Origin of the sequence: Dactylosporangium sp. CS-033363, assembly GCF_050942475.1 — a bacterium.
GTDB lineage: Bacteria > Actinomycetota > Actinomycetes > Mycobacteriales > Micromonosporaceae > Dactylosporangium.
This window is the reverse complement of the sequence record NZ_CP192032.1, coordinates 6,840,380-6,865,525: the sequence shown is the minus strand read 5'-3', so window position 1 is coordinate 6,865,525 and position 25,146 is coordinate 6,840,380. Positions and strand designations below refer to the sequence as shown.

Annotated in this window: 22 protein-coding genes; 8 read left to right on the top strand and 14 right to left on the bottom strand. The window is 70.1% G+C overall.

The genetic code is table 11. From position 1 onward, the window contains the following. The first annotated feature begins 78 nt into the window (after window positions 1-78). Together ACQPZ4_RS31750 and ACQPZ4_RS31745 are read left to right on the top strand one after the other, a co-directional pair. Window positions 79-960 carry a dienelactone hydrolase family protein gene (locus tag ACQPZ4_RS31750; RefSeq protein WP_433043584.1) on the top strand — a complete coding sequence of 294 codons (882 nt, stop codon included), beginning with the start codon at window positions 79-81 and terminating at the stop codon, window positions 958-960. A gap of 7 nt (window positions 961-967) precedes the next feature. Next, entirely contained in the window at window positions 968-3,013 is a 2,046-nt protein-coding gene (locus tag ACQPZ4_RS31745) for a hypothetical protein (RefSeq protein WP_433043581.1), read from the top strand. 125 nt (window positions 3,014-3,138) lie between these two features. On the opposite strand, the gene ACQPZ4_RS31740 is transcribed toward ACQPZ4_RS31745, so the two are convergent. After that, entirely contained in the window at window positions 3,139-3,627 is a 489-nt protein-coding gene (locus tag ACQPZ4_RS31740; RefSeq protein ID WP_433043578.1) for a hypothetical protein, read from the bottom strand. 679 nt (window positions 3,628-4,306) lie between these two features. On the opposite strand from ACQPZ4_RS31740, the gene ACQPZ4_RS31735 reads away from it, so the two are divergent. Both ACQPZ4_RS31735 and ACQPZ4_RS31730 read left to right on the top strand, forming a co-directional pair. Beyond that, window positions 4,307-5,284, top strand: a complete 978-nt coding sequence (locus ACQPZ4_RS31735) for a hypothetical protein (RefSeq protein WP_433043575.1) — start codon at window positions 4,307-4,309, stop codon at window positions 5,282-5,284. A gap of 15 nt (window positions 5,285-5,299) precedes the next feature. Then, window positions 5,300-5,488 carry a hypothetical protein gene (locus ACQPZ4_RS31730; RefSeq protein ID WP_433043572.1) on the top strand — a complete coding sequence of 63 codons (189 nt, stop codon included), beginning with the start codon at window positions 5,300-5,302 and terminating at the stop codon, window positions 5,486-5,488. A 130-nt stretch (window positions 5,489-5,618) separates the two neighbouring features. Here the strand turns inward: ACQPZ4_RS31730 and ACQPZ4_RS31725 are convergent, their stop codons facing one another. Beyond that, entirely contained in the window at window positions 5,619-6,200 is a 582-nt protein-coding gene (locus tag ACQPZ4_RS31725) for a TetR/AcrR family transcriptional regulator (protein WP_433043569.1), read from the bottom strand. Window positions 6,201-6,293: 93 nt separating this feature from the next. Here ACQPZ4_RS31725 and ACQPZ4_RS31720 point away from each other — a divergent pair, with 93 nt between their 5' ends. Further along, window positions 6,294-7,115 carry an alpha/beta hydrolase family protein gene (locus ACQPZ4_RS31720; RefSeq protein ID WP_433043566.1) on the top strand — a complete coding sequence of 274 codons (822 nt, stop codon included), beginning with the start codon at window positions 6,294-6,296 and terminating at the stop codon, window positions 7,113-7,115. Here the strand turns inward: ACQPZ4_RS31720 and ACQPZ4_RS31715 are convergent. From ACQPZ4_RS31715 to pcaH, 4 genes are read right to left on the bottom strand one after another with little or no spacing between them, the layout of a single operon-like run. Then, on the bottom strand, window positions 7,089-7,727 hold the full coding sequence (locus ACQPZ4_RS31715; protein WP_433043564.1) for a 3-oxoacid CoA-transferase subunit B: 639 nt from the start codon (window positions 7,725-7,727) through the stop codon (window positions 7,089-7,091). The genes ACQPZ4_RS31720 and ACQPZ4_RS31715 overlap by 27 nt on opposite strands. Next, window positions 7,724-8,386 (bottom strand): 3-oxoacid CoA-transferase subunit A, encoded by a 663-nt coding sequence (locus ACQPZ4_RS31710; protein ID WP_433043561.1) that lies wholly within the window; start codon window positions 8,384-8,386, stop codon window positions 7,724-7,726. Before ACQPZ4_RS31710 ends, ACQPZ4_RS31715 begins: the two co-directional genes overlap by 4 nt. Further along, window positions 8,383-8,892 carry a protocatechuate 3,4-dioxygenase subunit alpha gene (gene pcaG, locus ACQPZ4_RS31705; protein WP_433043559.1) on the bottom strand — a complete coding sequence of 170 codons (510 nt, stop codon included), beginning with the start codon at window positions 8,890-8,892 and terminating at the stop codon, window positions 8,383-8,385. The genes ACQPZ4_RS31710 and pcaG overlap by 4 nt, the downstream gene beginning before the upstream one ends. Then, entirely contained in the window at window positions 8,889-9,635 is a 747-nt protein-coding gene (pcaH, locus tag ACQPZ4_RS31700) for a protocatechuate 3,4-dioxygenase subunit beta (protein WP_433043556.1), read from the bottom strand. Before pcaH ends, pcaG begins: the two co-directional genes overlap by 4 nt. A gap of 103 nt (window positions 9,636-9,738) precedes the next feature. Here pcaH and ACQPZ4_RS31695 point away from each other — a divergent pair, with 103 nt between their 5' ends. Beyond that, window positions 9,739-10,908 (top strand): 4-hydroxybenzoate 3-monooxygenase, encoded by a 1,170-nt coding sequence (locus ACQPZ4_RS31695; RefSeq protein WP_433043553.1) that lies wholly within the window; start codon window positions 9,739-9,741, stop codon window positions 10,906-10,908. Window positions 10,909-10,948: 40 nt separating this feature from the next. Here ACQPZ4_RS31695 and ACQPZ4_RS31690 read toward each other — a convergent pair whose 3' ends face one another. The 4 genes from ACQPZ4_RS31690 to ACQPZ4_RS31675 are packed head-to-tail and all read right to left on the bottom strand — an operon-like array spanning window position 10,949 to window position 18,113. After that, the gene (locus ACQPZ4_RS31690) at window positions 10,949-13,801 is read right to left on the bottom strand and encodes a TIR-like protein FxsC (protein ID WP_433043550.1); all 2,853 of its coding nucleotides are present in this window, start codon (window positions 13,799-13,801) and stop codon (window positions 10,949-10,951) included. A 3-nt stretch (window positions 13,802-13,804) separates the two neighbouring features. After that, the gene (locus tag ACQPZ4_RS31685; RefSeq protein ID WP_433043547.1) at window positions 13,805-14,740 is read right to left on the bottom strand and encodes an AAA family ATPase; all 936 of its coding nucleotides are present in this window, start codon (window positions 14,738-14,740) and stop codon (window positions 13,805-13,807) included. Beyond that, window positions 14,737-16,962, bottom strand: a complete 2,226-nt coding sequence (locus ACQPZ4_RS31680) for a caspase family protein (RefSeq protein WP_433043545.1) — start codon at window positions 16,960-16,962, stop codon at window positions 14,737-14,739. Before ACQPZ4_RS31680 ends, ACQPZ4_RS31685 begins: the two co-directional genes overlap by 4 nt. Next, window positions 16,950-18,113 (bottom strand): hypothetical protein, encoded by a 1,164-nt coding sequence (locus tag ACQPZ4_RS31675; protein WP_433043542.1) that lies wholly within the window; start codon window positions 18,111-18,113, stop codon window positions 16,950-16,952. The genes ACQPZ4_RS31680 and ACQPZ4_RS31675 overlap by 13 nt, the downstream gene beginning before the upstream one ends. 443 nt (window positions 18,114-18,556) lie before the next feature. Between ACQPZ4_RS31675 and ACQPZ4_RS31670 the strand changes: the two genes are divergently transcribed. Beyond that, entirely contained in the window at window positions 18,557-19,180 is a 624-nt protein-coding gene (locus ACQPZ4_RS31670) for a hypothetical protein (protein WP_433043539.1), read from the top strand. Here the strand turns inward: ACQPZ4_RS31670 and ACQPZ4_RS31665 are convergent. The 3 genes from ACQPZ4_RS31665 to ACQPZ4_RS31655 are packed head-to-tail and all read right to left on the bottom strand — an operon-like array spanning window position 19,161 to window position 22,431. Next, the gene (locus ACQPZ4_RS31665; RefSeq protein WP_433043536.1) at window positions 19,161-20,261 is read right to left on the bottom strand and encodes a CapA family protein; all 1,101 of its coding nucleotides are present in this window, start codon (window positions 20,259-20,261) and stop codon (window positions 19,161-19,163) included. The two genes, ACQPZ4_RS31670 and ACQPZ4_RS31665, sit on opposite strands and share 20 nt — an antisense overlap. A 5-nt stretch (window positions 20,262-20,266) precedes the next feature. Next, window positions 20,267-21,718 (bottom strand): HAMP domain-containing sensor histidine kinase, encoded by a 1,452-nt coding sequence (locus ACQPZ4_RS31660; RefSeq protein WP_433043533.1) that lies wholly within the window; start codon window positions 21,716-21,718, stop codon window positions 20,267-20,269. Continuing rightward, window positions 21,715-22,431, bottom strand: coding sequence for a response regulator transcription factor (locus ACQPZ4_RS31655; RefSeq protein ID WP_433043530.1), 717 nt, complete (start codon window positions 22,429-22,431; stop codon window positions 21,715-21,717). The genes ACQPZ4_RS31660 and ACQPZ4_RS31655 overlap by 4 nt, the downstream gene beginning before the upstream one ends. A gap of 134 nt (window positions 22,432-22,565) precedes the next feature. Between ACQPZ4_RS31655 and ACQPZ4_RS31650 the strand changes: the two genes are divergently transcribed. Next, window positions 22,566-23,036 (top strand): hypothetical protein, encoded by a 471-nt coding sequence (locus ACQPZ4_RS31650; protein ID WP_433043528.1) that lies wholly within the window; start codon window positions 22,566-22,568, stop codon window positions 23,034-23,036. Between the two features lie 6 nt (window positions 23,037-23,042). Here the strand turns inward: ACQPZ4_RS31650 and ACQPZ4_RS31645 are convergent, their stop codons facing one another. Next, on the bottom strand, window positions 23,043-25,139 hold the full coding sequence (locus ACQPZ4_RS31645; protein WP_433043525.1) for a fibronectin type III domain-containing protein: 2,097 nt from the start codon (window positions 25,137-25,139) through the stop codon (window positions 23,043-23,045). Between the last annotated feature and the right edge of the window lie 7 nt (window positions 25,140-25,146).

The following is a 25,146-nucleotide window of genomic DNA, read 5'->3' as shown; positions in this document are numbered from 1 at the left end:
GCCGGGATTACCCGCCGGTAGCAGCGCGCTCCAGACTTGGCCTCGCATCCACCGATGCCAATATGAGGGAGCCCCGCCATGCCCATCCTCAGACGCCTGTCCGCCGCCGCCCTGGGAGTCCTGCTCGTCCTCGCCGGTCCGTCCACCGCGGCCCTGGCCGCGAACCCGTACGAGCGCGGCCCCGCCCCGACGACCGCCTCGATCGAGGCCACCCGCGGCCCGTTCGCCACCGCCACCGCCACCGTCGCGCGCAGCTCGGTGACGGGCTTCGGCGGCGGTACCATCTACTATCCGACCAGTACCGCCTACGGCACCTGGGGCGGCATCGCCATCTCGCCCGGCTTCACCGCGTCCCAGTCCAGCGTCGCCTGGCTCGGCCCGCGCCTGGCCTCGCAGGGCTTCGTCATCATCACCATCGATACCCTGTCCACCCTGGACGATCCGGCGAGCCGCGGCCGCCAGCTGCTCGCCGCCCTCGACTACCTGACCGGCTCCAGCGCGGTGCGCACCAGGGTCGACGCCACACGGCTCGGCGTCATGGGCCACTCGATGGGCGGCGGCGGGAGCCTCGCGGCGTCCGCGAGCCGCCCCGCCCTGCAGGCCGCGATCCCGATGACGCCGTGGCACACTGCGAAGAACTGGTCCACGGTACGGGTGCCGACCCTCATCATCGGCGCCGAGAACGACACCACGGCCCCGGTCGCCTCGCACGCCGAGCCGTTCTACACGAGCATGACGGCGGCCCCGGACAAGGCGTACCTCGAGCTGAACAACGCCGGCCATTCCGCACCGACGTCGGCGAATGTGACCGTGGCGAAGTACAGCATCGCCTGGCTGAAGCGCTTCGTGGACAACGACACCCGCTACGAGCAGTTCCTGTGCCCGGCGCCGAGCGGGCCGGCGATTCAGGAGTACCGCGCGACGTGCCCCAACACACTTTCCGGGCACCGCACGTCATGATGGCGTGATGTCAGACTGGCTCTGGGCCGAGCTCGTGGCGGCCGCCTTCGACGTGGGTGCCCCGACGGCACCGCTGACCCGCGTCGAGGGCGGCGTGTCGCATGCGGTGTGCCGGCTGTCGACGGACACGGGGCAGTACGCCGCGAAACGGCTCAACGTCGTCGCGGAGTCGTGGTGGTGGGACGCCTATCGCGCCGCGGCCCGCATCGAACGCTTGGCCGCGGCGGACGGCGTGCGGCTGGCGGAACGACTGTCACCGATGGTGGCCGCGCTCGACCTCGGCCGCACCCGGCACTACTGGCAGCTGCACCGCTGGCACGCCGGACCCCACCCGGTAGCGCCCACCGACAACCAGGCGGCGCGGAACGACGACCTGGCGTCGCGCGACCTCGGCCCGGCAACGCGGGGCGGCGGCCTGGCGGCGCGGAACGACGACCTGGCGTCGCGCGACCTCGGCCCGGCAACGCGGGGCGGCGGCCTGGCGGTGCGGAACGACGACCTGGCGTCGCGCGACCTCGGCCCGGCAACGCGGGGCGGCGGCCTGGCGGTGCGGAACGACGACCTGGCGTCGCGCGACCTCGGCCCGGCGGCGCGTGGCGGCGACCTGGCGGCGCGGGGCGGCGGCCTGGCCACGCGCGACGACGGCTCGGCGGCGCGCGACCGTGGCCTGGCAACGCGGGGCGGCGACCTGGCCGCACGGGACGATGGCTCGGCGGCGCGTAACCTCGGCCCGGCGGCGCGTGGCGGCGACCTGGCGGCGCGGGGCGGCGGCTCGGCCACGCGCGACGACGGCTCGGCGGCGCGCGACCGTGGCCTGGCAACGCGGGGCGGCGACCTGGCCGCACGGGACGATGGCTCGGCGGCGCGTAACCTCGGCCCGGCGGCGCGTGGCGGCGACCTGGCGGCGCGGGGCGGCGGCTCGGCCACGCGCGACGACGGCTCGGCGGCGCGCGACCGTGGCCTGGCAACGCGGGGCGGCGACCTGGCCGCACGGGACGATGGCTCGGCGGCGCGCGACCGTGGCCTGGCAACGCAGGGCGGCGACCTGGCCGCACGGGACGATGGCTCGGCGGCGCGCGACCTCGGCCCGGCAACGCGGGGCGGCGACCTGGCGGCGCGCGGCGATGGCCTGGCCACACGCGACGACGGCTCAGTGGTGCGGGGCGATGGCAGAGCCGCGCGCGCCGAAGGTTTGATCGCGCCCGCCGACGGTTTGGTCCCGCGCGCTGACGAGCTGATCGCGCCCGCCGACGGTTTGGTCCCGCGCGCTGACGAGCTGATCGCGCCCGCCGACAGTCTCGCCGAGCGCGATGTCGACCGGGCGGCGTGGACCGGCGACCAGACCGCGTGGACTGGCGACCAGACCGCGTGGAGCGGTGACCGGGCCGCTCGGACTGGCGACCGGGCCGCGTGGAGCGGGGACCTGGCCGGGTGGACGGGCGAGACGCTGGCGCTGCTGCATGCGCGGCGCAGCGTCGGTCCGGCCGTGCGGCCCGTGCTCCATCCGCTCGAGGCCTGGCACGCGTGGCTCGACGAACACGACGGGCGCGACTCCGAGTTCGTGCGCGAGGTTCGCGGGCATCTGCCGACCGTTGCGGCGGCGCTGGAGCATCTCGCCCAGCCCGGGCCGCCGCTGACGCCGGTTGACTCCCATCGCGACGTGAAGCCCGACAACGTCGTGCTCACCGCGAGCGGGCCGATCCTGCTCGACTGGGACAGTGCCGGTCCTGACCTGGCCGAGCACGAGCTCGTCCGCTCGGCTCTCGCGATGGGTTTCGAAGCCCGAAAACCCTTCGCTCGTACCATCAAATCGTACCTCCGCGCCGGCGGGTGCCCAATTCCCAGCGACCCCGCGGTGTTCCATGGCATCGTCGAGGCGCAACTCCAGACGGCCGAGTGGCTGCTGTGGCGCGCCCTCGGGCACCGCGGCGATGACCGGGCCGGCCGCGCGCTGGCCGCCGCCGAGTGCCTCGACCGGCTGCGCGGCGCCGCCAAGAGCCTGCGCCGCATTCCCGAGTGGTCGTCCTGGCTCGCGTCCGCCGTCAGGGGCTGATGTCCCGGCTCACTCCGCCGCCGTCATGTGAACGTTCTGGCTCACTTGGCCGCCGTCGGCCGACGGCTTGACGAACCCGCCGTCGGCCGACGTCCTGACGAACCGCCGTCGGCCGACATCCTGAGTTACCTGCCGTCGGCCGACGTCCTGGCAGAATCCGCCGTCGGCCGGCGTCCTGAGTCACCCGCCGTCGTCGAGGGACGGCGGCGCATTTCGGTCGGCGTCGATTGATGTATTGACATGAAACGTGGTTTCACGTGAGGTGAGGGGCAACCGGTCCAAGCGAGTGTTTGGAGAACCGAGTGCTTCGTCGTGCCCAACGCACCATTGCGATCACCGCCGCCGGTCTGGCCGCGCTCGTTCTGCTGTCGCTCGGCGGCGAGCCGGCCGCCGGTGGCCCGCTGCCCGACCCGGCCGTCGCGGTCGACGGGAACCTCCTTGCCAATCCGAGTTTCGACGTCGGCGACCAGGATCACCACCCGGTCGGCTGGACGATGACGAAGAGTGGCGCGAATGACGCGATTTTGATCAGTACCGAGGCGAATCGGCACGGCGGCTGGGAGGCCTTGCGGGTCACCGATGCCGCCGCGGCCGACAACATCTACATCCGCCACTATGTCAGCGCGTATGCCGGGGTCAGCTACACCGCGAAGGCGTGGTTCAAGGGCAGCTCCGGGACCGAGGCCTCGCTGTACCTGGAGTTCTACGACGCCACCGGCGCCCGGATCGGCGCCTCCAGCACCACACCGGCCTTCAGCACCACCTGGCAGCAGGCCTCGCTGACGCTGGCGGCGCCGGCTGGGGCAGTACACGCGGCGGTGCTCATCTACAGCGGCACCAGCGTCACTGGTGTGACCTATGTGGACGATGCCTCGCTCGTGGCCGCCGCGCCGGTGTACGACGCCGCGCTGGGCACCACCCGCGAGCTGTTCACTGATGACTATCGTATCGAGTCGGCCGTCAACCTGGGCCGCAAGGTGCATCCGGCGACGAAGCGCGCCGCGGCGGTCATCGTGCCGGACAAGCCGTGGGAGAACAGCGACTACATCTACGGCTCGGTGGTGACGGGCAGTCCGGGCGCGGCGTACAAGATGTGGTACACCTGTTACAACGCAACGCTCGCCTACCTGCTGTGCTACGCCACGAGCACCGACGGCATCACGTGGACGAAACCCGACCTCGGCCGGTACGACTACCAGGGATCGACCGCCAACAACATCGTCGGCGACAAGGGCGGCACCGTCCTGTACGACCCGGCGGCGACGGACGCCGGCCGCCGGCCGCCGGTACAAGATGCTCACCTACATCCCGGCCGACGCAACCCATGCCACGATGGGGTACTACGCGTTCTTCTCCCCGGACGGCATCGCGTGGACGCAGTTCGGCAGCGCGCCGGTCCTGCCGTACGGCGATGTGTCCAATGTGGCCTACGACGCCGCCCGCGGCCGCTACATCGCCACGACCAAGCAGCGCACGGTCGACATCTCCGCCTCGCCCGGCACGAACGACCGGATGGCGTGGGTGTCGACGAGCACCGACTTCGTCTCGTGGACCGGCCCGCGCATGGCCGTCGAGGGCGACTATCGCGACGACGAGGCCGCCCGCGGCGCCGGAGGCCTGGAGGCTCAGGTGTACGGCATGCCGGTCTACCCGTACGAGGGCGTCTATCTGGCCATGCCCTGGATGTTCACCATCACCGATGCGGGCGCGAACAACGCCGGCGGCGGCCCGATTGTCCCGCAGCTCGCCACGTCCCGCGACCAGGACCTCCTGCGCTGGTCCCGCCCCGCCCGGGACCCGATCCTGCCACTGGGCGACGCGGGCGCCTGGGATGACTCGATGATCTTTACATCGAGCACGTTGCAGACCTCCGCCGGTACCGTCTCCGTCTACTACGGCGGCTTCAACGTCGACCATGGCGGCGGCCCGGCCCAGACCGCCCGCATCGGCCTGGCAACGTGGCGCCGGGACGGCTTCGTGTCCCTGCGCAACGCCGGTGACGAGCCGGGGGCGCTGACGACGAGGCTCGTGACGTACAACGGCAGCGTTCTGCACGTGAACACGGACGTCATGGCGGGCGGCTCGGTGCGCGTGGAAGTGCTCAATTCGGCCGGCGCCGTGGTCGCGACGTCCAACCCGGTCACCGGCGACCAACTGGACGCTCAGGTGACATGGGCGAGCGGCGTTTCGCTCGCGAGCCTGGCCGGGCAGCAGGTGAAGTTCCGCTTCGCGGTGGACGGCGCCGACCTCTACTCCTACTGGATCTCCTGACGCTACGGTGCTCGGATGGGCGGCCGGAGATACGTCGCACGGGGTGTCTCCGGCGGCTACCGCATCTGGGACAACAAGGCCCGGCGCTGGTGGGGCGAGCTGTACGAGCTGTGCCCGGACGACCTGCTGACCGAACTCAACGGCGCGCGCGACGCTGCGCGAGTGACCGAGCTGCTGCGCAAGTACCGCGCCGAGAAGCGCTGAACGCTGTGCGCGTCGGTGCGTGCCAGACCCCCGAGATTCTCGCCGATGTGGACACAACCGTGCAGATCGTTCGCGCATTCGCCGCCCGGGCGGGTCGTGGCGCAGGTCCCGACCGGCGCGATCGGGTTTGTCAGTGCCGATGTGGGCCCGTCTCGCGCGTCAGGCCGGCGATGACCAGGCCGACCATCTGGTGGGTGTCGTAGCCGGGTGTGCCGGCGCCGATGCAGAGGTTGCCGACGCCGTGCATCAGTGTGAGCGCGTCCATGCCCGGCTTGATTTCGCCGGCCTCCTCGGCGGCGTGCAGGAGGTGCGCGCAGACGGGGACGAGGCGCTCGAGGAAGTACGCGTGCAGGGACTGGAAGGCGGCCTCGTCGGAGCGCATCGCCTCGGCCAGGCCGTGCTTGGTGACCAGGAAGTCGACGAACTGGTCGATCCAGGCGGCCAGCGCGGCGTGCGGTGAGCTGCTGTCCCGCAGCAGGGCCGGGCCGGCGGCCACGCAGGATTCGACCTGGTGGCGGTACACGGCGACGATCAGGTCGGCGCGGGTGGGGAAGTGGCGGTAGATCGTGCCGACCCCGACGCCGGCGCGGGTGGCGATGTCGCGGACCGGGGCGTCGACGCCGGACTCGACGAACGCGGCCGCGGCGGCGTCGAGCAGGGCCTCCTCGTTGCGCTTCGCGTCCGCGCGGCGCTTGCGCGGCGTCTCCGTCAACTGTTGCTCCCGTCACAACCGGTGGTAAGCGGAACGTGGTTCCGGATAGCTTAGTGGAACCGTGTTCCGTTAAAGCATACGTGAGGAGCGACCATGCCGACGCCTGTCGTCTCGGTCCACCCGATCACTGTCGGCCAGCACGATCGTGGGGTGCGCGTTTCTGCACCGGTCGATGGTGCGAACCTGCCCGTCGTGGTCTTTTCGCACGGATTCGGGCAGTCCGCGCGCAGTTATGAGCCGCTCGCCGGGTTCTGGGCCGCGCACGGTTTTGTCGTCGTACAGCCCACGCACCCGGATTCGCGCACACTCGGACGTCCGCTGACGCCGGACGTGTGGCGGGTTCGCGTCGACGATCTCCGGCAGGCGATCGATTCGCTGGAGGCGCTCGAGGCCGCCGTTCCCGGGCTGCGCGGGCGCGTCGACCACCGCAACATCGCGGTGGCCGGACACTCGTGGGGCGCGCAGACGGCGAGCGAGCTGCTCGGCGCGCGCACCCCGGACGGCGAGGACCTGCGCGATGCGCGCGTGAGCCGGGGCGTGCTGCTCGCGATCACCGGGCGGGGCGGCGCCGACCTGACGCCGTTCGCGGCCGAGCACTTTCCGTTCATGAGCCCGAGCTTCGACGAGATGAAGGCGCCGGCGCTCATCGTGGCCGGGGACGCCGATCAGTCGCAGCTGTCGACGCGCGGGCCGGACTGGTTCACCGACGCGTACCACCTGAGCCCGGGCGACAAGACGCTGCTCACCGTGTTCGGGGGCGAGCACTCGCTCGGCGGGATCAGCGGCTACGAGTCGGCGGAGACCACCGACGAGAACCCGGCCCGGGTCGCGCTCATCCAGCGGGTGACGACGGCGTTCCTGCGCGGCGAGCCCCTCGAGAGCGACGCCTCACTGGGCGGCCTCGATCGGAAGTGACAGTCGCTCGCGCAGCTCGTCGGCGGTGGTGCCGAAGGTCTCCGTCACCACCGCGCCGGCCGGGGTCAGGTGGAACACCGCGTGGTCGGTGTAGACCCGGTTGACGCAGGCCAGGCCGGTGAGCGGGTACGTGCACGCCGGCACCAGCTTGGGGGTGCCGTCGCGGGCGAAAAGGGTCATCATGACGTACACCTGCTTCGCTCCGATGGCGAGATCCATCGCGCCGCCGACGGCCGGGATCGCGCCCGGCTCGCCCGTGTGCCAGTTGGCCAGGTCGCCGTTCGCGGCCACCTGGAACGCGCCGAGGACGCAGACGTCGAGGTGCCCGCCGCGCATCATCGCGAACGAGTCGGCGTGGTGGAAGTAGGCGGCGCCGGGCAGTTCGGTGACCGGCTGCTTGCCCGCGTTGATGAGGTCGGGGTCCTCGTCGGCGGGGTCCGCGGGCGCCGGGCCCATCCCCAGCATGCCGTTCTCGGTGTGCAGCACGATGCCCTGCTCGGTGCGCAAGTGCGCGGCGACGCGCGTCGGCTGGCCGATGCCCAGGTTCACGTACGAGCCGTCGGGGATGTCGCGGGCGACCAGACGCGCAATCTCGTCCAGCGAAAGCGTCATTCGGGCACCTCCACGAGCCGGTCGACGTAGATGCCCGGCGTGACGACCGCCTCGGGGTCGAGCACGCCGGGCTCGACGACCCTGACGACCTCGGCGATGGTGAGGGCCGCGGCGGTGGCCATCACCGGGCCGAAGTTGCGGGCGGTCTTGCGGTACACCAGGTTGCCCATGCGATCGCCGGTGTGCGCGCGAATGAGCGCCACGTCGCCGTGGATCGGGTATTCGAGAACATACGTCCGGCCGTCGATGACGCGCGTCTCCCGGCCCTCCGCGAGCGGCGTGCCGACCCCGGTCGGGCAGTAGAACGCCCCGATCCCGGCGCCGGCCGCGCGCATTCGCTCGGCGAGCGTTCCCTGCGGGACGACTTCGAGCTCGATCCGACCGGCCCGGTACAGCCCGTCGAACACCCACGAGTCCGCCTGGCGCGGAAACGAGCAGATCACCTTGCGCACCCGGCCGGCCGCGAGCAGCGCCGCGAGCCCGGTGTCGCCGTTGCCGGCGTTGTTCGAAACGACAGTGAGCTCGCCGGCCCCGTGCGCGATGAGTGCATTGATGAGCGTCACGGGCATCCCGGCCATCCCGAACCCGCCGACCAGCACGGTGTCGCCGTCCCGCACAGCGGCGACCGCCTCGTCGGCGGCGCAGACGACGGCGGTCAACGGTGTCTCGGGAAGGTCAGGAACACGGTCTCATTGTCTCCCTGCAGCCGGATGTCGAACCGGAACCCGTGCGCGTCGGCCTCGGCTCGCAGCGACTCGGGCAGTCCCGGGGGCAGCGGAGCACCGGGCAGATATGCGCGAGTGAACAGCCGGTTCGTGAGCCCGCGCGCGAACACGGTCAGCGCGAAGAACGGCGCCGCCCCGCCCGGCGTGAGCGTCGTGAACGAATAGTGCCCGTTCGCGTCCGTTCCTGCGCGCCCCCAGCCGGTGAACGTCCAGCCGTCGCGGCGCAGCGAACCGGCCGCGCGCACCACCCGGCCCCCGGGATCGGCTTGCCACAGCTCGATCAGCGCGTCCGGCACCGGATTCGCCGCGCCATCAAGCACAAGACCATGCAGTTGTACGGCCTGTGCCCGCCCCGCCGGCACCAGCTCGTTGTCGCCCGGGTACGGCAGCCCGAGGTGGAAGAACGGCCCGACGGTCTGGCCCGGTGTCGTTTCGCTCATGCCGCGTCGTCCGGTTCGAACGGGGTGCGGTGCGCGCCGGTCAGCACGACGTCCCAGCGGTAGCCGAGGCTGCGCTCCGGGGTGGTCAGGTCGTGGTCGTAGGCCGCGACGAGCAGGTCCCGGGCGCGCGGGTCGGTGATCGACTGGTAGATCGGGTCGCGGGCGAAGAGCGGGTCGCCGGGGAAGTACATCTGGGTGACGAGCCGCTGGGTGAAGTCGGTGCCGAACAGCGAGAAGTGGATGTGCGCGGGCCGCCACGCGTTGAGGTGATTGCGCCACGGGTACGGGCCCGGCTTGATCGTCACGAACCGGTAGTTGCCCTCGGCGTCGGTCAGGCAGCGGCCCTGGCCGGTGAAGTTCGGGTCGTGCGGGGCCGGGTGTTGGTCGCGCTGGTGCCGGTACCGCCCGGCCGCGTTCGCCTGCCAGATCTCCACCAGCTGGTGCGCGATCGGCCGTCCGTCGCCGTCCAGGACACGCCCGGTCACGACGATCCGCTCACCGATCGGCTCACCCGCGTGCTGAACGGTCAGGTCCGCCTCGTCCGCGGCCACGTCCTGCGGCCCGAAGACCGGCGCCCACAGCTCGACGCCCTCCGGATCCACGGCCAGCGGGGGACGGGTCGGATGGCGCAGGAGTGTGCTGCGATATGGCGGATAGTCCAGGCGAGGCTGCGCGCCACCACCGTCCGCGCCCGCCGCCGCGATCTCCGCGTCGATGTCGGCCTGCGTCGGCAAACTGCTCATTGCCTGCACGGTATGCGCCCGCGACCGTCCTCGCGACGGGACTCTTCCATCAGGCGGAACGCCGGGCTTGTCGGCTTCCCGGCGGGAGGGTTGGCTGGGTGACATGCGTACCGAGGTCGCCGTGATCGGGGCCGGTCCCGCCGGGCTGCTGCTGGCCCACCTGCTCGCCCGGGCCGGCATCGACTCGGTCGTGGTGGAGACCCGCTCACAGGAGTATGTCGCTTCGCGCATCCGCGCCGGCATCCTCGAGCACGCCGCCGTCGAGCTGCTCACCTCCGCCGGGCTGGGCGATCGGCTGCACGCCGAGGGACACGAGCACCGCGGCGTGTACCTCCAGTGGCCGGGCGAACGCCACCACCTCGACTTCCTGAACCTGACCGGCCGCAGCGTGCACGTGTACGGCCAGACCGAGGTGCAGAAGGACCTGGTCGCCGCGCACCAGGGACCGGTCGTCTACGAGGTCACGGACACCCGGCTGCACGATGTGCACACCGACCGCCCGCACCTCACGTTCGTGGACCGCGACGGTGTGCGCCGGCGCCTGGACGCCACGGTCATCGCCGGCTGCGACGGTTCGTTCGGCCCGAGCCGCGCCGCGGTGCCGGAGTCCGCGCGGCGGGTGTTCGAACGCACCTACCCGTACTCCTGGCTGGGCATCCTCGCCGACGTCGCCCCGTCGACCGACGAGCTCATCTACGCCTGGCACCCGGACGGCTTCGCGCTGCACTCGATGCGCTCGCCGAGCGTCTCGCGGCTGTACCTGCAGGTCCCCAACGGCACCGACCCGGCGCACTGGTCCGACCGGCAGGTCTGGGACGAACTGGCCAAGCGCCTGGGCCACGGCCAGAACGGCTGGACGCTGACGCCGGGCCCGATCACCGACAAGTCGGTGCTGCCGATGCGCAGTTTCGTGCAGACCCCGATGCGCCACGGCAACCTGTTCCTGGCCGGCGACGCCGCGCACATCGTCCCCCCGACGGGCGCCAAGGGCCTGAACCTGGCCATCGCCGACGTCGCCCTGCTCGCCCGCGCCCTGACGGCCATGCTGCGCGAACGGACGACTGCGCTCATCGACACGTACTCGGACAACGCCCTGCGCCGCGTCTGGCGCTGCACGCACTTCTCGTGGTGGATGACCACGATGCTGCACGCCTCGGACGACCCGTTCGACGCGCAGCTCCAGCTGTCCCAGTTGCGCTGGGTGACCACGAGCACCGCCGCCGCGACCGGCCTGGCCGAGAACTACGCCGGCCTCCCACTCACCTTTGCCTAGCGGTTTCTGCAGCGCAGCACGTTCGTCGACCCATGCTCAGCTACGGTCCCTCGAGGGTGCCAGGTCTGCGGGCAGGAGCTGTCGGCCCCGCCAGACGACTGGCGGTAAAAGCCCGATTACGGGCCGTCTCCAGCACGACCTGCAGGTCCTCGTCGAAGGCCCGGTGCGTGAGGATGTCCTGGCGGTAGACGAGTGGGTCGCGGGAGGCAATCCGGTCCAGGAACATGCTACGCATCCCATCGGACAGCAGCCGCCAGTGCTGCTCCGTCTCGGCGTCCTCGATGTTGCGCGGGACCAGGGCCGCGGTCACCCCGTGCAGGTCCTCGTGCCGCCCGACCGCCCGCCGGTAGGTCTCCAACTGACTTGCCCAGGCGTCGACCAGCAGAACAACGATCGTGGCACTTTCGGAAGCGCGGCCGGCCAGCGGATCCAGTGAAATTGCCGAGGCTCGGGACGTGAGTCCGCGCCGCGCCGCGACCTCGCGGGCGTATCCGGCCAGCGGCGTCGTGTGAGTGGGCGCGTACGGCATCCAGTCCAGCGACTGATCGCCGTAGCAGCTGACGTCGCCCCGCACGGCGAGCGCCTCACCGCGGGTCGGTGCGGCGATGATGAAATGCACATCCTCGTGCTTCGGGAAAGCTGGTGTCTTCTCGGTCGCGATCTCGGCATGGAACGCGCTGGGCGCCGCGTCGAAATTCGTGCGATCGGCCGGCGCAAGGGGCGGGAGCCGGTCCACCTCGGCGTTGTCGACGATGTGCTGGGCCAGCACGGAGATCGCCTCGAGGTACTCGTCGTGGTACCGCGCCAGCCGCATGAGCTGCCGGAGTCCGCCGCGCCGGTAAGCCTCGCCGAATCGCTCCTGGTCGAACTGCACCCTTCGCACTGCCTCGGGCAGATGCCGTGGGGGCAGCCACAGCGCCGGCACCAGCGCGGTCGAGCGGCGCCCGTGGTCCAGCTCGTACTGCTCGCACCGCTGCGCGAACAGTTGCCACTCTTGGCCGCAGGGTTCGCTCGCGATGTACCGCGGCGAGCACAGGCCGATGAAGGTCGTGCAGGTGGCGAGGGCGTCGACCAGTTCCTTGGACCAGATCGTGCCCATCTCGAGGTTGCGGTCGAGAAAGCCGACGGTCTTCGCGCTGCCGAGCCCGGCACGCACCCGGACCTCGCCGGACAGGTCTTTAAAAAACTGTTCAACGTATTGGTCGTCATCACTGCGAGCGTAGCTCAAGAAGAAATACGGAGCAGCCGTGGCCTGGGGCAGTGGGGGATACCGCAGATTGATCGCGGGCCTGGTGGGCATCGGCCCGGCCGTTCGCGGTGACGCGCCTGTGGATGAGGGGCCCGTGCTGACTACAAATGGCGGTTGCGGCGCCAGCATCCGCTCGTGGACCTCGGCGAGCGGCTGCACTGGCCGCGTAAATGCACCATTGGCGATTCGGGGGGTCAGCCAGGTCGGAAAATCGGTGGAGCGGCCGTGCAGCGCTTGAATGCGCTCGCCCACTTTCCGGCTGGAGGCATTCAGACTGTCGGTTGGCACCAAGTCGAGCAGGAAGTCCTTGTCCTGGGGTTCGAAGTCGAACAGCCGGTGCCGCGCGTGCTGCAAGGGTTGCGGCTGGACCGGGTGCAGGAGACCGCTCAAGAAGACCTCGGCCAACGTTGTCGCGTCGGTCCCGTCGCCGACACATGCGTGGACGAGCCACATCGCAGGAATGGTGGACGGCGCGATCGCCGCGAGATGGGCGGCGATCCTTACCGCCGACGCGGAAGCCAGGCGCGTGAAGGACGAAGCGCTCACCGACTCGACGGCAGGATGGCTGGGCAGGAGCCACAGCGGCATCGGCTTCGGCCCACCGCCGCCGATCACGAGCTGGGCCCAGGTGGCGAGGCTCTCAGGAGTCAGTGACAGTACCGGCACCGGAATTCTCGCCGCATGTCCGGCCCTGAACGGAAACAGCGGATCGGTTACGTCCCATCCCGTATTCGCGAGACCGGGCCGGGACGAGCTGACGTCGAACTCTTCCGCCGGCACGCCGGAGCCCGGCCACAGGCGTGGCGGCAGAACATGAACGACGGCCGTAGGACCGGTCGAGCCCCAACGATCGAGGGCTCGCCGCATGGTTCCGTCTCGCCATGCCGGGGACGCACCGTCGGTCAGGACGAGCGTCATGGCCCGGCGGGCTGGATCGATGATCGACTTCGCCGGTCGCCTAGCGGCCGCGCCAGACCATGGTCGGACCAGACTTACGGCACCGCTCCGGGCGTCGCGGTGGAGCTGGTGGACATCGACGCGCTGAAAGGCCCCCATGCGCTCGATCACTGAGTGCAGTTCTCTGGTGTGTTGCTGCCAGAAAATCATGGAGTCTTCGCCGTCGATCACCATGTTGACGCGCAGCCATCGCTCAGCCGCTGCCGCCAGTACGATGTGGGGCAAGAAACGGCCTGTTGCCGGATCAGCGATTTCCGCCAACTGCTCGGCGGTGCGCGCTTCGTCGAGGACGGACCGGCGGATCGAGGAAACCTTGCGCTTGAGCGGGCGAAGCGCCTTGCCGAAGGCAAGTTGGCGCCCCAGGGCTGAGCGTGCCGGGAGCCGCATGGCCGAGCGATTGTCACCCTGGTCGGGTCCGGCCGCGTAGACAGGCACCGTCGGCGACAAGTCATCGACCGGGCGATCGGTAGGCGCGGTGATCTTCTCGGACCCGCTCCTCCCCCTACCGGTGCGCTCCGGAAGCTCGGCTGATCCGCCGGCGCGAGCCGCCTTGTCTGCCCGGGATCGCACCAGGGGCGCGTTCTCGTCGGTGGGCAAGCGTCGCGCCAGCCACAGCACGTCGAGGAGAACATCGCGGTCGAACGGAATCCCAGCGAGATTCAGGATGGTCGCGATGTCGTCGGTCATATGTCAGTCGCTGCTGTCGAGATTGCTGAAGATCGCGCCGAGGAGATCCACACTGCTGAGGTCGGCACCGCCGAGCCGGAGGAAAACCGCATTGAGCAGTTGGTCGGTCGCAAGCTGCTGAACACCCTCGTCTCGGCGGCGCAGGAATTCGCCGAGAAGCACATCGACAGATTCCAGGTCGACTCCCGTGAAGTGGTTGCTGATGATCGTCCGGAGGCGGTCGCGATCCGGCGAAAGAAGACGCAGTGGGATGCAGCGGCGGCGGAATGCGGCGGGAAAATCGCGTTCGCCGTTGCTTGTGATCACGACAACTGGAAATTGCTCGCACAGCACCATGCCGTGACCGACGTCGACCTTGCTGTCCCCGCTCATGCTGAGCACGCGGAACGGTTCGGTGCGGGCGGGCATACGGGTGAGTTCGGGAATTTCGAACGTGCCTTGTTCCAGGACGTTCAGAAGATCGTTCGGCAGGTCGATGTCGCCCTTGTCCATCTCGTCCACCAGGAGCACGCGAGGACGCTTCGTCGAGACCAGGGCGGTACCCAAGGGTCCGAGCCGGATGAAGTCGCCGATGTCAACCTCTGCGGTGCGCAAGCTGCTTTCATGCAGCCGGCCGATCGAGTCATATCGGTAGAGGGCGTCCTGCAGTGTTGAGTGGCTGTTCACCGGCCAGGTCAGCACCTCCCCGAGCATCAACTCTTCGGCGATCGCGTGAGCCAGGGTGCTCTTGCCGGTTCCCGGTACGCCCGTCACCAGTAAGGGGCGTCGCAGATGCAGCGCTGCGTTCACAACATCGGTGTCGGCGTCGCCAAGGACGTAACGTGGCCTACCGCCATCAAGGCTTGGGCGTCTCCAGGCGGGCGGCGCGGGGATGTCGGCCGGGTGGGGCGCGCGTCCATCGCCGTGGAAGATCCGCCAGTGCTCAGCCTCGGTGCTCATGGTTTGCCTCGTCGGGTTCCGGGCGGAATTAAGGGCAGTGGTTCCGGCAGCGGTAGATTAGCGTTCTCCAGCACCAACGAGACATGCGGATGCGCCTGTGACCACTGGATCCTGATCCGCTCGGGCAGGCCATCAAGGTCACCCTCCGGCTGGATCGGCGCGAAGTGTTCTCTCGCGGACTCAGGCAAACTCTTCGTGACGTCCCAGATCACCACTGGGTACCCCAGCATCGCCGCCACTTTGATCAGGTGCCCTGCCCGGCGATTCCCTGGGCAGATGATCGCCCTAGTCGCGGTCATGTCGCCCTGCAGCGCCCGGTAGCCGTCGTCGCCGCGGGTGGACGCCTCATCCAGGTACACCGCCTTCCCCTGCTCCACCGACAGCCAGCGTTTCTTCAACTGTTGCTGCCGGTCATCCTCGCGGCTGTTCAGACGAGCGCATCTGAACACGATTCGCCGACGTACCGCCAACATCACGCGGTCGAGCTTCTCGACGGGGTTCCGCCACTCCCACCTGGCGATGTTCGCGCTCGGTAGGTATCGATGGGGCACAATGATCTCGATCGTTATGTCTTCGGAGAGGGTACGCGCGAAACCATCGACGAGCTGCGCCAATTCTGGGAAATTCAGCGGCCGATCGCCGTTCGCGTAGTCGGTTCGGCTCAGTGAACCGGTGCCCGGATCGATCCAGACAATACAGATGTGGCCATCGGATTCCGGGGTCACCTCAAGCACCAGTCGAGCGACATGTGTGTCGAGAGTTCCTTGGTCCGCCCATTCCCGTGCCTCGGCACGCCGCTCTTCCAGAGATTCGGGCGCAACGCCGAGCCTTCGTGCCACCACATCCGACCAACGCCGAAGGCTGTCGCCGTCACCGCCGTGAGCAGCGCCGACATGCTCGACATATCTGAGCAAAGGCGGTACACGGAGGCGCGTCGGGTCCACCTGGGATATGCCGCCACGGTAAGGTTCGAGCCGAAGCGCACTCTCGGCGAGCGACTCCTCGGGATCGAACGGTGCATCGGATCGCGGCAGGATTCTGCGCCATAACTCGGCACGCACCGGGAGTGGCACCGGCGGAAGCTCGTACAACTCTCTCGTGAGAAGTTTTCGTTCGCGGGGAGAAAGAAGTCCGGGTACGGGCAGTTCGCGCGACGCCGAGCTCAAACCCTCGGCAGCGTCGAGAAGGCCATGATTGAACAGTGCTTCGAGCAGCGCTGCCATCGCGCCGGACCGACGCAGCAGCAGGATTGCGAACGCATCATCCGGGTTTCCTCGGGCTGAGGGTTTCGTTCCACATTCCGAAGCGACCAAGCCCCGGTACCTTTCACGCATCGCGGCGTCGGGTAATGCGGTGATAAGCCGCGCGACAAGATCGTTGTGATGCAGCTGTGCCTCGTTGTCGGGCGGAAAGAACGGCTCAGACACCTCCTGGTCCGCTTCGCGGAGGTACAGCGACACGGGGCGCTGGAGACCGCCGTCGACCTCAGTCATCTCTGCGAAGGCATTGCGGACGTAGTCCGTCAACCCTCGCAGATCCACACGCAGGTCGGGTGCATCGCGTTCAAGCCAGCCGAGGAGCGTGTCGGAGAACGGGCCGGATGCGGTGACCGGGTCGTGCGCGGACTCCTGTCCGATGGCCGCTGCGTGCAGCACAAATTGTTCCACGGTCTGGGGGATGTGCGGCGGAAATGCGATCAGCACCGACTTGTCCGGCCCATAGTCCTGCAGGTAACCGGCGCACGAGTCGATGAAGAACACCTGCTGGGCGTAGCGTCCGACCTCCGAGCGGGTCAGGTAGCGACGTAGCTCGCCCAGATCGAACGCGCGTAGGTCGCCATCGGTCGCATCTGGCCCGAAGAGGATCCGTCGTTCGTCGTTCGTCACCGCACCATGGCCGCCCCAGTAGACGTACAGGAGTGAGCCGCGAGCGATGGCGAGATCTGTCTTGAAGAACTCGCGAAGCTGGTCGCTGCTGGTCACCGCGAGCGGTTCAATCCCCAGCTGCCTGGCCAAAAGCGTTGCCTCGACGTACCTTGCCTGCGCGGGTGCCAGCAGAAGATGAATGTTCTGAGCCGGCACGCCCCCGTTGCGAAGCCAGCGAGCGAACCGGATTGCCTCGGCGCTGACGCCCGGCAGTTGCCAGCCGGCGGACGGATACATCTCCAGCCCGACCACGACGGCCTGGATGTCGCTCGGCGTTTGCCACACTACGGCAACCATGAGCCGATCCGTTCCCAGACCGAATCGTTCGCCCAGTATGCGCTGTGCGACTGCGGAAACGGTTGATGGTTGGACACCTCACGGTCGGTTACGTGCCCGGGAAAGACCGGCTCACCGACGAACGACAGCCAGTCCCGGTGATCGTATATGTTCAGCCAAGGTGGAAAATGACTCGGGAGGGGCGCTGGATATCGGCGTGAGACAAGCGCTCCTTGCTCGTAGAAGAACGGCGCCTGGGATCCGACCGTGATCAGTCGTTCGACGCGGTCCATCGGCTCGAACGCCAGAAGGTCAACCGACGCCACCCCACCCAGACTGTGAGCCAGGATCGACACCTGGTCGGCCGGCGTATCGTCCACCGTCCGCTTGATCAGTTGCCGGATCGGGTCGCCGTCGGCCTGGTAGCGAAGGATATCGCCGATCATCGCGGCGGTCCGATCCACAATCTTGCCGCGTCTGTCGGTGGCCCAGCTGGTCAGTGCGCTTTGGGGCGGGCTGAGGAACATGGACACCGCCCTCGGCAGCGCTCGCGACTGTCCACGGAGATCGCTGTCGAGATGTGCCAGCAGACCGTCACGGACGTCGCCGGTGATGGGAACGTCCACGGGGCCGAGCACCATTGCCAGCACCGCTCGCGCGAAGGCATGTCGGTGCCCGAACGCGTTCAGGTCGGCGGTGCCGGCGGCCGCATCAATCTCCGGTGCATGTGCGATCAAGTCGACTGCCGCGAGGAGCGGGTCGATCAAGCCGTATCGGCCGAACGCTGCCTGGGTGTCGGAACTGGGAATGTAGCCACGCACGCGGTCGAGGAACACTCGGCGTGGAGGACTTTGGCCTGGGGTCAGATCCGCGAGCGGCAGGGGCAGTAAGCCAAGCAGGCGCAATTCGTACAGTGGATCGACATACAGGACAGCCCACCGGTCCACTTCGTCATGTGCCTGGCGGCCGCCTCCTGAACTGGAATACCTCGGAATCGAGGCGCCGTTGAGGTGCAGTTTGGCACCGTACGGATCGCCCCAGAGGCATCCATGGACGGTCCAATCGGGCCGGATCTCCGCCATGCGGTGACGCACGATCTCAAGGGTGGCGAGATAGGACGTGGATCGAACCCCTGTGCCATGAACGAAGATCAGTGATCGCTCCGTCGGCACCTTGGCTCCTCATCATCCGACTCCAGCGCATCCTACCGTTGAATCGAGACTCTTCATGGTCCCTTCCTGCTCGCTGATTGACCATTGCTGTTCGCCTTCGGGCCGACTGGGGGTCGCCCGCCCGGCTGGCTCCGCGTCATCAATACAGATGTGTTCGCGAGCGATGGGGGAGGGCGCGGACCAAAGATCAAGTCTGCGGAACGGTATAGAGTTCGGGCGCGCCAGACCTCGTCGTGCACGTCCGCAGCTCAGTAGTGCACGAATTTGCGCCGACCGGGTGAGGTTGGGCGACGTTCGGCGTAGATCAATAGACATGATGTGTTCCGCATGGCAAGGATGTGGCGACAGGTCTGGACCTCGAGCGACGACGGGCGGGTTGGGCAGTGGCGCCGTACGGACATCCACCGCGACAGGACGAGAAGGCCCGGCTCGAGCGGGCTGAGGTGCGGCTGAAGTTGATCGCCGCGGTGCTCGGTCTGATCACGGCGGTCGTCGGGGTGGTCGCCGCGCTGTTCGCGGTCAGGAGCAACAGCGCGAACGAGCAGGCCGATCAGTCGCAGGAGCGGGTGCAGGTGCTCGAAAGTGAGAACGCCGCGCTCAAGCGGGAGCTCGCGAACCGTGCAACTGCGCAGCCCGCGGTGCCGAGCAGTGCGGCGCCGACCAGTGCGGCCGCCCCGGCCGGGCCCGCCATCCGGCACGAGGGGGACATCGCGCTCGTGCCCAACTCGGGGTACGACCTGACCTCGCTCGATCCGCAGTGGGGGCAGGAGCAGAACTGCAAGCATCAGATCAACTTCGAGGAGGGTACGCCGCCGCAGATTTCGACCGACGGGTTGTGCAGCGGGCACTCGATCTATGTGGACAGCCTGTTGCTCAACGCCTCGGACCCGGGGACGTACGCGAAGTGCCGGACCTCGACCGGGTACGGGCGGCCGGCCACGCTGAACACCAGGGCGGGGAACCGGTTCTGCCTGCGCACGCAGGACGGGTACTTCTCACTCGTGAGCGTTTCGGCCGTGGCCGCGCAGCGGATCGATGTCCATGTGATCACGTGGGAGAAGGAGTAGCCGCCAGGCCGGTGCAGCGGCGCAGGTCGGCGAAGCGCTTGAGCTGCGTGCCGGCCGCGCTTCCGGTGACCGGTTTCGGCTGACCGTTCGAGGCGACCAGAGCGGGGCTGAGCTCGGCGGACACCGCGTCGCGGCCGTGCACCTGGACGCGCAGGACGCCGGTTTCGGCCTGCCCGACGTACCAGACGAAATTGCCCAGGCCGTACGCCACATAGGTGCGGCCGAGCCAGCCGTCGCCCTGCAGCACGTGGGCGTGCGCGCCGATGATCAGGTCGGCGCCGGCGTCCGCGAGGGACTTGGCGAAGGACTTCTGGTCGTTGTTCGGGCACGTGACGGTCTCCGTGCCCCAGTGGTTGAACACGATCACAAGATCCGCTTCGGTACGCGCGGTGCGCACCGCGGCCACCGCCCGTTGCACGTCCCAGGCCATCGCGATGCCCGACGTGGACGGACCGGCCTTCCACTCGTCGGCGAGGGTGTGGATCTGACTGAACGCGAGCAGCGCAATGTGCACGCCGCGAACAGTCAGGAGCAGCGGCTTGTACGCCTCGTCGATGTTTCGCCCGCCGCCGAACACCGGCATGCCCGTGGCGGACGCGGCGTCGAGGGTGTCGGCGAAGCCCACTCGGCCGTAGTCGAGAGCATGGTTGTTGGCGATGGTCACCGCATCGATTCCGGCGGCTTTCAGGGCGTCGTAGGCGGTCGACGGGGCCCGGAAGTGGTACTCCTTCGGCTCTGGCGTACCCCGCGTGGTCACCGCGCTCTCCAGGTTTACCACCGCCAGGTCCGCCCCCGCCAGCACTTGTGTCATCGGCCCGATCGCCGTCGCCGGGTCCTTGAGCAGCCCCGCCGTCCGCCCCGTGAAGTGCACGTCTCCCGCGAACGCGAGGGTCAGATCGGCCGCCGCGGGAGAGGGCGGCGGCGCCGAAATTGGTGAAGCAGGTGCAGAAGTCGCAACAGGCGCAGGAACATGCGCGGGCGAGGGCGGCGTCGAGCAGGCGGCCAGGAGCAGCATCGCCAGCGCCGGTGCCCACCGGAGCGGCGCTGGCCGGCGGCCCGGCTCGCGGCGGCGTCGCGTCATGGCGTTCAGGGTACGAGCGGCGGCGAGTCCGAAGAAGGGGCGGCCGGTAGCCGGATCGTCAAGACCGTCCCCTGTGGATGGTTGGGCGCCACGGACACCTGCCCGCCGTGCTGGGCCGCCGTCTGCGCGACGATGGCCAACCCGAGGCCCGAGCCCGGCAGACCCCGGGCCGCGGGTGCGCGATAGAACCGCTCGAAGATGCGCGGACGGTCGGCCTCGTCGATGCCGGGGCCCTCGTCGCGGACGGTGAGGGTGGCGTCGGCGGTCAGGACGACGGACACGGTACCGGCGGCAGGACTGAACTTCGCCGCATTGTCCAGCACGTTCACGGCCATCCGCTCGAGTTCGCCCGGCCGTCCGTGCACGGTCACCGGGGAGAGGTCGGTGGCGAACGTGAGGCCCGGTGCGCGAATGCGCACCCGCTCGACCGCCGCCGCCACGACGTCCGCGAGCTCGACGTCGACCAGGTCCTCGCGGGTGGTGTCCTCGCGGGCCAGCTCGACCAGCTCGGTGGTGAGCGTGGCCAGCTCGCCGACCTGGGCCTCGAGGTCGGCCAGGAGCTTGGCGCGCTCCTCGGGCGGGAGGCGGTGGGCGAGCTCGGGGCGGCGCTCGACGGCGAGGAGCAGCTCCACGTTGGTGCGGATGCTCGTGAGCGGCGTGCGCAGTTCGTGGCCGGCGTCCTCGACCAGGGTGCGCTGCGCGCGGCGGGCGGCGCCGATCGCGCCGAGCATCGAGTTGACCGAGCGGCCGAGGCGGGCGATCTCGTCGGCGCCGTGGACGGGCACCGGGCGGGTGAGGTCCATCGTCACCGCCACCCCCTCGACCGCCTCGGCCAGGCGGGTCACGGGGGCCAGGCCGGCGCGGGCGATGACCCGGCCGAGCAGCGCCGCCCCGGCGATGCCGAGCACCGAGCCGGCCAGGAGCAGGACGCCGAGCTGGACCATGGTGCGCCCGGCGGGGTCCTGGCTGATGGCGACCTGCACGACGCCGCCGCCGGTGGCCGGGACGGTGAGCATCTGGTACCGCTCGCCCTCCAGCACCACCATCTCCTGCGCCGAGCTGCGGCGGCCGGTCAGGACCTGCTTGACCCCGGCGGTCACGGGCAGCGCGGTGTCGGTGGCCACGGTCCCGTCGGCGCCGACGATCTGCCAGCGGGTGCCGAGGTCGCGGGGGCGGTGCCAGGGCGGGCCGTGCTGGCCGGGACCGTTGGGCGCGTTCGGCGGCCCGTACTGCCGGTCCGGCTCGGGCAGCTGCGCGGCCCCGGCCCGCCACTGGTCCGGCTGCGCGGCGATGGCCTGCGCGTCGGCGGTGAGCTGGGACTGCAGCTGCCGGTGCTGGATCTCGAACACGGCCGCGAACGCGACCGCCGCCACGACGAGCACCGCGACCGCCACGGCTCCGGAGACCAGCACGGCGAGCCGGTCCCGCAGCGTCCGGCGTTGCCACCAGGCCCTCACAGCGGCTCCTCCCGCAGTACGAAGCCGACCCCGCGCACGGTGTGCAGCAGGCGCGGCTCGCCGTCGGACTCGAGCTTGCGGCGCAGGTACCCGAGGTACACGTGGATGCTGTTGGAGGTCTCGCCGAAGTCGTAGCCCCACACGTGCTCGAAGAGGACCTCGCGGGTCAGGACCTGGCGGGGGTGGCGCAGGAACACCTCGAGGATGCTGAACTCCGTGCGGGTGAGGCGCAGCAGGCGCCCGCCCCGCCACACCTCGCGGGTCTGCGGGTCCAGCCGCAGGTCGGCGAAGCGGAGCTCGCCACCACCCGGGGTCGCCGGCGCGATCCCGACGCTGCGGGCCCGGCGCAGCAGCGCGCGCAGCCGGGCCAGGAGCTCCTGCAGCGCGAACGGCTTGACCAGGTAGTCGTCCGCCCCGGCGTCCAGCCCGGCCACGCGGTCGCCGACGCTGTCGCGGGCGGTGAGCATGAGCACCGGCACCAGCACGCCGCCGGCCCGCAGCTCGCGGCACGCCTCGAGGCCGTCGAGCACCGGCATGCTGACGTCGAGCACGACGGCATCGGGCTCGCCGGAGCGCACCGAGGCCAGCGCCTGGGCGCCGTCGAAGGCCGTCTCGACCTGGTACCCCTCGAAGCGCAACGTCCGCGCGAGCGAATCCCGCACGGCGGCGTCGTCGTCGACCACCAGTATCCGCAAGCCCGCCCCCTCGTCCACGCACCCGAGTCTCGCGACGGCGCGTGAGAGTCTCCGGCGCGCGGGCCTAAGAATTGCCTAAGAGCTCGACTCTCTCACGCAATTCTTAGGAACGTCCGCTCGCTGTCCTTAGCCGTGCGATCGAAGCTGGTGACATGAGCGAGGAAACCCCCGAAACCAAGCGCCAGGTCCCGGAACCGGACCCGGTCCCCTCCGCGCCCGAAACGCCAACCGTGGCCACCGCGGCGGAAGCGCCGCCGGCCGCAGCGGCCCCGCCGCCCCCGCCCCCTCCTCCGCCGTACGGCCGTCCCGCCTGGGGAGGCTGGCGCGGTGGCGGCCGGGGACGGCGCAACGGCCTGCTGATCGCGATCCTGGCCCTGATCGTCGGCTGCTGCCTCGGCGCCGGGGTCACGGCCGTCGGCGCGCTCGTCGTCGGCCACCACCGCGGCCCGGAGCGCGTCGGACCGGGCTGGGACCGCAACGACCACTCCCGCAACGGCGACCCCAGGGACCGCCGCGGCCCCGGCCCCGGCTACGGCCGCCCGGGCAACCTCCCGCCGGCCCCCGGCGCCACGCCGGCGGCGCCGGCCCCGACCACAGCGGCGCCGACGCCGACGGCTTCCTGAAACGCCCTAGAAGTTGTGGGCCGCCCCAGCCGGCAGCAGCAGGCTGCGGCGGCCCGGCCGGCGCCGCGCCGACCACAGCAGGACCGCCCCGCCGAACAGCGCCAGCAGCCCGGCCCCGGCCACCGGTCCGACCGGGTCGCCGGTGACCGGCAGCGAACCGCCGGAGCGGGCCGCGGGCACGGTGACCGCGAGCTTCATCGCCCGAGCGGTGCCGTCCGGCGCCACCCCCTGCGCGACCAGCGTGTGCGCCCCCGCGGCGAGCGAGGCCGGCACCGTGACCGCCTTCGAGAAGTTCCCGCTCGCGTCGGTGACGGCGGTTCCGAGCGACTGTGGTGTCGAGTACAGGATGACGGAGACGGTCGAGTAGGCCGCGAACCCGGTGCCGATCACGGTCAGCTGCGCGCCCGGCGCCGTGGTGGAGATGGTCCCCTTGTCGGTGGTGAGCGTCAGCGCCGTGTCCGGCACCGTCGGCGGCGCGGCCGGCGCGAGCGGGGTGACCGGCGACGAGGGCCCAGCGGCCGAGGACGGGCCGGCCTCGGAGTTCGCGACGACGGTGACGGTGTAGGTCGTGCCGGCCGTGGCACCCAGCACACACGTCAGCGCCCCGGTGGTCGTGCACGTGGCCGGCCCCGGCGAGGCGGTCGCCGTGTACCCGGTGACCGAACCGGAGCCCGACGCCGTCCAGCTCACCGCGATGGAGGAGATGCCCGCCGTGGCGGTGACCGTGCCGGGCGCGCTCGGCACGGCGGGTGCCACCGGCGCGGCCGGCGTGACCGAGCTGCCCGCGCTGGGATCCCCGTTGCCCGCCGAGTTCACCGCACGGACCTTCACGGTGTACTGCTGCCCGTTCACCAGACCCGTGATCGTGCCCTTGCGCGCGGATCCCGAGCCCGTCGGCGACGTCGGGAACTCGGTCCAGGTGGTGTTGTCGAGCGTGTACTCGTACCGGATGATCGGATCGCCGCCGCTGGAGCCCGGCGTGAAGGTGACCTCCGCGCTCCCGTCGCCCGGGGCGGCGGCGCTGATGGTCGGGGCGGCCGGGACCTGCCCCGCGGGGACGAGCGAGACGATGCGGTGCTGGGGCGGCACGGTGACCAGGAGGCGGCCGTCGGGGGCGAAGGCCATGCCGTACGGGTAGTTGACGGGCGAGTCCATCGCGGGGCCGGGTACCACGTCGCCGGGGTTGCCGTTGCCGGCCAGGGTGGCCAGCGAGGCGTTGCTCACGTCGAGCGTGCTGACCGCGCCGAGGCCCTCGGTGAAGTACAGGGTGCCGTCGTCGGCGAAGCGCAGCCCGAGCGGCACGGCCAGGTTCGTCTTGAGCACCGTCAGGTCGCCGGCCGGCGTGATCTTGACGATCTGGCCGTTGTAGACGGAGTTGGTCACGTACATGTTCCCGGCCGCGTCGACCGCCGCGCCGGTGGGCATGTTCAGCTTCGAGTTCGTCGCGATGCCGGCCGTCGGGGCTCCGCTGGTGCCGGTGCCGGCGAGGATCGTGAGCTCGCCGCTGGTGAGGTCGATGCGGCCGAACTGGCCCCATTCGCGCTCGGGGAAGTAGATGGCGCCGCCGTGGTACACCATCTGGGCCGGCGAGTCGAGCTGGCTGCTCGTGGCCGGTCCGTTCGACATCGCCCCGCGGGTGCCGGTGCCGGCGAGGACGGAGAGCTGGCCGGCCGTGGAGACCTTGTAGATGCGCCCGGTGTCGGTCTCGCCGAAGTACATGTTGCCGGCGGGGTCGAAGACCACGCTGCCGGGGGTGCCGATCGGGGTGGTCGCGGCCGTGCCGGAGGTCGCGCCCGGGGTGCAGGTGCCGGTGCCGACGACGGAGGACAGGGTGCCGCCGGGGGTGACCTTCAGGATCTGGCAGGTGCCGGAGTTGGTGACGTACATGTTGCCGGTGGCGTCGAAGATGACGTCGAGCGGGGCGCTGAGCGGCGACTGGTCCGCATTCGGGCCGAGCGTCGGGGCGGCCGAGGTACCGGTGCCGTACGCGTAGGCCAGGGTGTACTCACCCGACGACGACTGGGCCCGCGCGGGGGCCGGGATGGCGGCGGTGAGCAATGGCAGTGCCCCGGCGAGCAGCAGCCGGGCAACGCGTGACGTCATGTCACGC